An 8063-nucleotide genomic window follows, 5' to 3' on the forward strand; every position below is an offset into this window, starting at 1 on the left:
CGAAGGCGTCAGGTCATCCAACATGGTGTCGACTGACACACCGCTTTCGCGAGCAAGCTCGCTCCCACAAAGGATTTGTGTGTTGCCGTGAATGACAGGGGGAACGCGAATTCTGTGTGAGCGAGCCTGCTCGCGAAGGCGTCAGGTCATCCAACATGGTGTCGACTGACACACCGCTTTCGCGAGCAAGCTCGCTCCCACAAAGGATTTGTGTGTTGCCGTGAATGACAGGGGGAACGCGAATTCTGTGTGAGCGAGCCTGCTCGCGAAGGCGTCAGGTCATCCAACATGGTGTCGACTGACACACCGCTTTCGCGAGCAGGTTCGCTCCCACAGGGTTATGTATTCCAGGGCGGTAAAGGGTCAGGCCCACTCTTTGCGCAGTTGCCGTGCGGCGCTGACCATGTGCACCAGCGCCGCTTCGGTCTCTGGCCAGCCTCGGGTTTTCAGCCCGCAATCCGGATTGACCCATAGCCGCTCAACCGGAATACGCTGCGCCGCCTTGCGCAGCAAGCCAATCATTTCCGAGACATCGGGAATCCGTGGCGAGTGAATATCGTAGACGCCCGGGCCGATGTCGTTCGGGTAGGCGAACGCTTCAAACGCTTCGAGCAGTTCCATGTCCGACCGTGAGGTTTCGATAGTGATGACATCGGCATCCATCGCCGCGATCGACTCGATCACATCGTTGAATTCGCTGTAGCACATGTGCGTGTGAATTTGCGTTTCGTCGCGCACGCCGGAGGCGCACAGGCGGAACGCTTCGCTCGCCCAGTGCAGATACGCCGGCCACTGCGCCCGGCGTAACGGCAAGCCTTCACGGAACGCCGCTTCGTCGATCTGGACGATTTTGATTCCTGCCGCTTCCAGATCATTCACTTCGTCACGAATGGCCAGCGCCAGCTGTCGAGCCTGCACCTCGCGGCTGACGTCTTCGCGGGCGAAGGACCACATCAGCATGGTCACCGGGCCGGTCAGCATGCCTTTCATGACCTTGTCGGTGAGGCCCTGGGCGTAGCAGATCCACTCGACCGTCATCGCTTGCGGGCGGCTCAGGTCACCGAAGATCACCGCTGGCTTGACGCAGCGCGAACCGTAGCTCTGCACCCAGCCAAAGCGGGTGAAGGCATAGCCGTCGAGCTGTTCGGCGAAGTATTCGACCATGTCGTTGCGCTCGGCCTCACCGTGCACCAGCACATCCAGGCCGAGGCGCTCTTGAATTTCCACCGCGTGGCGAATCTCCGTGTGCATCGCATCGGTGTAATCGGCCGCGCTGAGCTTGCCTTGCTTGTAAGCCTGACGCGCCAGACGGATCGCCGCCGTCTGCGGAAATGAACCAATGGTGGTGGTCGGAAATAACGGCAGGTCGAGCTTGCCGCGCTGTTTGGCAATACGCTGAGCAAACGGCGATTGGCGTTGCGCATCCTTGGCAGTGATCGCCGCGACCCGCGTTTGCACCTCAGGTTTGTGAATGCGCGGCGAGGCGGCGCGGCTGGTTTGTACCGAACGACTTTGCGCCAGGGCGCGCAGTACCTGTGGCGCTTCCGGCTCGCTGACCGCTTGGGCGAGCACGGCGACCTCTTCGCACTTCTGCACGGCAAACGCCAGCCAGCTTTTCAGTTCGGCATCGAGCTGGTCTTCCCGGCCCAGATCAACCGGGCTGTGCAGCAATGAACAGGACGGCGCCACCCACAAGCGATCACCCAGACGCTCATGGGCATGACGCAGCGTCGCCAGCGCGTTTTGCAGATCGCAGCGCCAGACGTTCCGACCGTTGACCACACCCAACGACAGCACCTTATAAGCCGGCAGACGATCCAGAATGGTCGGGTACTGATCCGGCGCGCGCACCAGATCGATGTGCAGGCCATCGACCGGCAGGTTCGCCGCCAGACCGAGGTTTTCTTCCAGACCACCGAAGTACGTGGCGAGCAGTTTTTTCAGCGGATCGCGCTGGATCTGGTTGTAGGCGCGCTCGAAGGCATTCTTCCAGTCCTGCGGCAAATCGAGCACCAGAATCGGCTCATCGATCTGCACCCACTCCACACCCAATGCCGCCAGCCGCGCGAAGATCTGGCCGTACAGCGGCAGCAGGCGGTCAAGCAAATCGAGCTTGTCGAAGTCGGCGCCTTTGGTTTTACCCAGCCACAGATAGGTCAGCGGACCGATGATCACCGGTTTGACGTTGTGCCCCAGCGCACGGGCCTCTTCGGTTTCTTCAAACAGCTGCTCCCAACCCAACTGGAAGTGCTGGTCGACACTGAATTCCGGTACGAGGTAGTGATAGTTGGTGTCGAACCATTTGGTCATTTCCTGAGCGTGGCCTTCGCCGCAGCAAGCATTGCTGACGCCTCGGGCCATGCTGAACAAGGTTTGCAGCGTAGCTTTGCCGTCATGCGGGCGGAAGCGCTCGGGGATCACGCCGAACATCAGCGAGTGGGTAAGCACCTGGTCGTACCAAGCGAAATCGCCAACCGGCAGCAAGTCGATGCCGGCGTTTTTCTGCAAGTTCCAATGGACCTTGCGCAGCTCACGCCCGACGTCACGCAGGCCCGCCTCGTTCAGTTCTCCTTTCCAGAACGCCTCTTGCGCTTTCTTCAGTTCGCGGTCGCGACCGATGCGCGGAAATCCAAGGGAATGGGCCAGTGCCATGACAAACAACTCCAGATGCTTATTCGATGGCGGGTATTGTCGGGAACCGGACCTGATGAAACAAACTCAATAAATTCTAGATCATCACAAGTTCTACTCATGCACAAAAGCCCCTGTAGGAGCTGCCGAAGGCTGCGATCTTCAGACCGTAGGGACGCAGAGCGTCCCCGGCTGCAGTCCCACGCGGAGCGTGGGAACGATCAGAAACCTCAGGGCAACATGCCAGTTTTCGTTCTATCTTTAGATCCAAATGGCTGGATTTTCCAAGGATTAGAGGTTGCGAGAGAGGATGTCTGCGCCTAAGTTGCACGCGAGTCTTTTCCCCGCGATTGGAACGCGATCAACACCATAAAGAGGTGAAGAAATGTCGAAGGAATCACGCCCTGCCGTGCTTGGGCTGATAGGCAATACTCCGCTGGTGCAGGTCACCCGCTTCGATACCGGACCGTGCACGCTGTTTCTCAAACTTGAATCGCAGAACCCCGGCGGCTCGATCAAGGACCGTATCGGTCTGGCGATGATCGACGCTGCCGAACGTGACGGTCGCCTGCAACCGGGCGGGACGATTGTCGAGGCCACTGCCGGCAATACCGGTCTGGGTCTGGCGCTGGTCGGCCGGGCCAAAGGCTATCGTGTGGTGCTGGTGGTGCCGGACAAGATGTCCACCGAGAAAGTCCTGCACTTGAAGGCCATGGGCGCCGAAGTGCACATCACTCGTTCTGACGTCGGCAAGGGCCATCCCGAGTATTACCAGGACGTCGCCGCGCGTTTGGCCAAGGACATTCCCGGCGCGTTTTTCGCCGACCAATTCAACAATCCCGCCAACCCGCTGGCCCATGAATGCAGCACCGCACCGGAAATCTGGGCGCAGACCGAACATGATCTGGATGCCATTGTCGTCGGCGTCGGATCGGCCGGCACGTTGACCGGATTGAGTCGCTTCTTCAAGCGCGTGCAGCCGAATCTGGAAATGGTCCTCGCCGATCCGGTCGGCTCGGTGATGGCGCAATACAGCCGCGACGGCACCTTGCCGACGCCCGGTTCGTGGGCGGTCGAGGGTATCGGCGAAGACTTCATTCCGTCGATCACCGACCTGTCCAGCGTGCGCCACGCCTATTCGATCAGCGATGCAGAAAGCTTCGATCATGCCCGCCAGTTGCTCAAGGCCGAGGGCATTCTCGGCGGCTCATCGACCGGCACCCTGTTCGCTGCCGCGCTGCGTTATTGCCGCGAGCAGACCGAGCCGAAACGCGTGGTCAGCTTTGTCTGCGACACCGGCACGCGCTACCTGTCGAAGGTCTACAACGACCAGTGGATGACCGATCAGGGCCTGTTGCAGCGCAAGGGCTACGGCGATCTGCGCGATTTGATTGCACGGCGTTTCGAGGACGGCCGGGTGATCAGCGTCGGCCCGGACGACACCCTGCTCACGGCCTTCCAGCGCATGCGTCTGGCGGACGTTTCGCAACTGCCGGTGCTGGTCGAAGGCAAACAACTAGTGGGCGTGATCGACGAGTCCGACATCCTCCTCGGCGTCCACGAAGATGCCGCACGTTTCAGCCAGTCGGTGTCGAGTGTGATGACCGACAAACTGCAAACCCTCGCCCCGGCTGCGAGCCTGGCCGAGCTGGAATCGGTGCTCAGCCGTGGCCTCGTCGCGATCATCGCCGACGCCTCCGGCTTCCATGGCCTGATCACCCGCACCGACATGCTCAACCAATTACGGAGATCCCTTGCATGAGTCAGCACGACGATAAATCCCAAGGCTTCGCCACCCGGGTGATCCACGCCGGGCAAGAGCCGGACCCGACCACCGGCGCGCTGATGCCGCCGATCTACGCCAACTCCACCTACCTGCAAGACAGCCCCGGCGTGCACAAGGGGTTCGACTACGGCCGCTCGCACAACCCGACGCGTTTTGCTCTGGAGCGCTGCGTCGCGGATCTGGAAGGCGGCACCCGCGCCTTTGCCTTCGCCTCAGGGCTGGCGGCGATTTCCACGGTGCTGGAACTGCTCGACGCCGGCTCACACATCGTCTCCGGCAATGACTTGTACGGCGGCACATTCCGCCTGTTCGACAAGGTCCGCCAGCGCAGCGCCGGGCACCATTTCAGCTTCGTCGACCTGACCGATCTGTCGGCGTTCGAAGCCTCGCTGCAGGACGACACGCGCATGGTCATGGTCGAAACCCCGACCAACCCGCTGCTGAGCTTGTCGGATCTGGCCGCCATCGCGCGCATCTGCCGCGCGCGCGGGATCATCTGCGTGGCCGACAACACCTTCGCCAGCCCCTACATCCAGCGCCCACTGGAGTTGGGTTTCGACATCGTCCTGCACTCGACCACCAAATACCTCAACGGCCACTCCGACGTGATCGGCGGCATTGCCGTGGTCGGGCAGAACGCCGAACTGGCGGAAAAACTCGGCTTCCTGCAAAACGCCGTCGGCGCGATTTCCGGGCCGTTCGATGCGTTCCTCACCCTGCGCGGGGTGAAAACCCTGGCGCTGCGCATGGAGCGCCATTGCAGCAACGCCCTGGACCTGGCGCAGTGGCTCGAGCAGCAGCCGCAGGTCAAGCGCGTCTACTATCCAGGCCTTGAGTCGCACCCGCAGCACGAACTGGCCAAGCGGCAGATGCGTGGTTTTGGCGGGATGATTTCTGTTGACCTGAACAGCGACCTGGCCGGTGCGCGGCGGTTTTTGGAGAACGTGAAGATCTTTGCGTTGGCGGAAAGTCTGGGTGGCGTGGAGAGCCTGATCGAACATCCGGCGATCATGACGCATGCGACCATTCCACCGGAGACGCGCGCCAAGCTTGGTATTGGCGATGGGCTGGTGCGGTTGTCGGTGGGAGTTGAGGATGTTGAGGATCTGCGGGAAGACTTGGCACAGGCTTTGGCTAAGATGTGACTCTTTGAAGGGGGCTGCATCGCAGCCCAACGGGGATAAATCCCCTCGCCACACGGGGAAAACCACCTGTGGCCTTTCGATCTCTCGTTTTTATTGTCATACAAGTCTTTTTGAAAATGGCATCAAGTCTGCCGAATGAAGAGCTCCGTGCTGCTGCGCAAACTCGACAACACAAGTGTCGTAACATTCGCCCACCTCATTTCGCATCTTGGTGTCAAACAGCATATGGAATACGGCGCTCGCTTGTTAATTACACAGGGAAGAAAATGAATCATTATAAAAATCTAATCAAATCGATTTTAAGTTTACTTTTTTTATTTAACTCAGTCACCGCATCGGCACTGCTTTCACAGGAGCAGCAGGCAGCCAAGGAACGCGGCATTTCACTATATAAACAAGAAAAAAATGCAGAGCGTGAATTGCGCATTGCCGCTGAGGCTGGCGATGCAGAAGCACAATTTTATCTGGCGCAACAACTTCGCCAACTGGAACTTAATAAAGCGCTAGACTCGAAAGAATCTGTAAAGTGGTTCGTGGCTTCTGCTAATCAAGGCAATTTATTCTCCCTATATCAGTTGTCTCACAACGTCAAGCTGTGTGTTATTGCTGCATTTTGTCCCGAAGGGGAAAAAAGCCGAGGTGAATGGGATCGAGAGTACAGAAAAACTTTAATGGAGAAATTTGCCTCAAATGATTTGCAACAACTAGGCGAACTAAATGATTGGGTAGCCAAGTCGGATGTTGTAGGAGAGTGGTTTCATCTACAGGATGAGCTTCGTTATGCAAAAAACCACAGGGTGGAAGATACGCGCGAATGGCTAGTACATTCTGCTAATCAAGGAAATTTTAACTCCCTACTACGTCTGGCTCTTGATGATGGAGATAAATTATGCACCATCGTTGAGAACTGCCCGAAGGGAGATAAAACTCAGCGCGAGTGGAAATCAGAATTTGAGAAGATTGCGCGAGAAAAAATTGCTTCCGGTGACATGGAAGCTGCCTACTTGTTATACGTAGGCAATTCTGACTTTAATATGCTGATTAAATCAGCAGAGGGAGGGTACCCATTCGCACAATATCAGCTTGCCGAGAGTTATTCAGCTGGTGATGGATTTTTTTGGTGGTTTGGGCAGCGCCGCAAGGAAATCAACAAGTGGTATAAGCGAGCGGCTGAAAATGGCTATCCAAAAGCAATGATTGCCTATGCAGCCTCTATTTATGAATATAACGGAGATCTATCAATTTCCCGATATTGGCTAGAGGAATCTGCGAAGGTGGGTGACAGCAATGGTATCGTTTTGCTTGCTCGAGAGTATGCAAGTAATCCAAATTACTATGGCTTTCCATTTGATATGGTGAAGGCTTATGGCCTCACGTTGCTTTTAGCAGGCTTAGATAATGATGAGTCTGATAAAGAGTATGATCGGGAAAGATTAGAAAAATATTCTAAAAAAATGACACCCGAACAAATCGAGCAAGGCAAAGCTTTTGCCGAAAAATGGAAGGTCACTCACCCGATTGAAGGCGTTTAATCTCAGCGGCCAGCGGGACCGGAAACAGGTGTCAAGCTTCGTGCTTCAAGTCGCTGAGGCCATCGTTGCAATGGTCGCATGCGATCAGTGATGGCTTACTGCCGATCCTGCCATCTGACGTTCCCTGCGGGCCGGACTTTCGCGGTGCGCGTTGAGCCAGGCCAAACAGCCGGCCCGTTTCACCCTTTCGGGCTTCAATCCCAAACTTTTCCGGCCTTCGACCTGCACTCACCAATTAGCTTGAGCCGAGCCAGTGAGTCGAACGCCTGTGGTTGATTGGCGAATTGCTCAACTACGTCGTGGCTGAAGGCTCTGATCAGTGCGGTTGTCAGTTGGGGTTGAGGACGTTGAAGACTTGCACGCCGACCTGGCTCAGGCGCTGGCAAGAATGTAAACAGCTCCGCACGAAGAAGCCCGCGCAATGCGGGCTTCGTCTTTTTTTGTCCGTCGATCTCCCCGCCGTGGCAGTTCCCGAGGCCGATCCTATACTCAATCGGCTCGATCAGGATTATCTCGACACCCGCACGCCGCTCGGTGTGCCCGTGCCTTTCGCCAACCAGGTAAAACCCAAGCCAATGAGTCACTTCGCCGGGCATACGCAACGGACGACATCTCATCGCTTTCTGGCTGCTGGGTCGTGGAGAAAACCATGAAATACAAGTTGTTGTCAGGCGTGCTTCTTGCGGTAGCTGCCAGCGTCGCAGTGCCGAGTGTGTGGGCAGCGCAACCGCAGGCGTTGGCTTCGGATGGGGCTGATCATGTTGGCGCCGGAGCGGTGGCTGCCGATGGCGCTGATCGTGTCGGCGCCGGCGCGGTGGCTGCCGATGGTGCTGATCGTGTCGGCGCGGGCGCAGTGGCTGCCGATGGCGCTGATCGTGTCGGCGCGGGCGCGGTGGCTGCCGATGGCGCTGATCGTGTCGGTGCCGGCGCGGTGGCTGCCGATGGTGCTGATCGTGTCGGTGCCGGCGC

General features: G+C 57.8%; 5 protein-coding genes. 4 read left to right on the plus strand and 1 reads right to left on the minus strand.

Annotated features, from left to right (window positions below):
• Positions 1-363: 363 nt before the first annotated feature.
• Positions 364-2652 (minus strand): 5-methyltetrahydropteroyltriglutamate--homocysteine S-methyltransferase, encoded by a 2289-nt coding sequence (gene metE / locus D8U60_RS21065; protein ID WP_130900846.1) that lies wholly within the window; start codon positions 2650-2652, stop codon positions 364-366.
• Positions 2653-3016: 364 nt separating this feature from the next.
• Here metE and D8U60_RS21070 point away from each other — a divergent pair, with 364 nt between their 5' ends.
• The 4 genes from D8U60_RS21070 to D8U60_RS21090 form a co-directional block, all read left to right on the plus strand.
• Positions 3017-4393 carry a pyridoxal-phosphate dependent enzyme gene (locus D8U60_RS21070; RefSeq protein ID WP_130900847.1) on the plus strand — a complete coding sequence of 459 codons (1377 nt, stop codon included), beginning with the start codon at positions 3017-3019 and terminating at the stop codon, positions 4391-4393.
• Positions 4390-5562 (plus strand): cystathionine gamma-synthase, encoded by a 1173-nt coding sequence (locus tag D8U60_RS21075; protein ID WP_130900848.1) that lies wholly within the window; start codon positions 4390-4392, stop codon positions 5560-5562. Before D8U60_RS21070 ends, D8U60_RS21075 begins: the two co-directional genes overlap by 4 nt.
• A 266-nt stretch (positions 5563-5828) precedes the next feature.
• Positions 5829-7094, plus strand: coding sequence for a sel1 repeat family protein (locus D8U60_RS21080; protein WP_130900849.1), 1266 nt, complete (start codon positions 5829-5831; stop codon positions 7092-7094).
• Between the two features lie 746 nt (positions 7095-7840).
• Positions 7841-8063, plus strand: a 223-nt coding sequence (locus D8U60_RS21090) for a hypothetical protein (protein WP_206663314.1), incomplete at its 3' end; no start/stop codon positions are given.

The sequence above is a fragment of the Pseudomonas sp. Sample_11 genome (genome assembly GCF_004307505.1).
Taxonomy (GTDB): Bacteria; Pseudomonadota; Gammaproteobacteria; order Pseudomonadales; family Pseudomonadaceae; genus Aquipseudomonas; species Aquipseudomonas atacamensis.

Coding starts and splice junctions, on each gene's coding strand:
- metE (WP_130900846.1), bottom strand. CDS start 2,652: ATGGCACTGGCCCATTCCCTTGGATTTCCGCGCATCGGTCGCGACCGC.
- D8U60_RS21070 (WP_130900847.1), top strand. CDS start 3,017: ATGTCGAAGGAATCACGCCCTGCCGTGCTTGGGCTGATAGGCAATACT.
- D8U60_RS21075 (WP_130900848.1), top strand. CDS start 4,390: ATGAGTCAGCACGACGATAAATCCCAAGGCTTCGCCACCCGGGTGATC.
- D8U60_RS21080 (WP_130900849.1), top strand. CDS start 5,829: ATGAATCATTATAAAAATCTAATCAAATCGATTTTAAGTTTACTTTTT.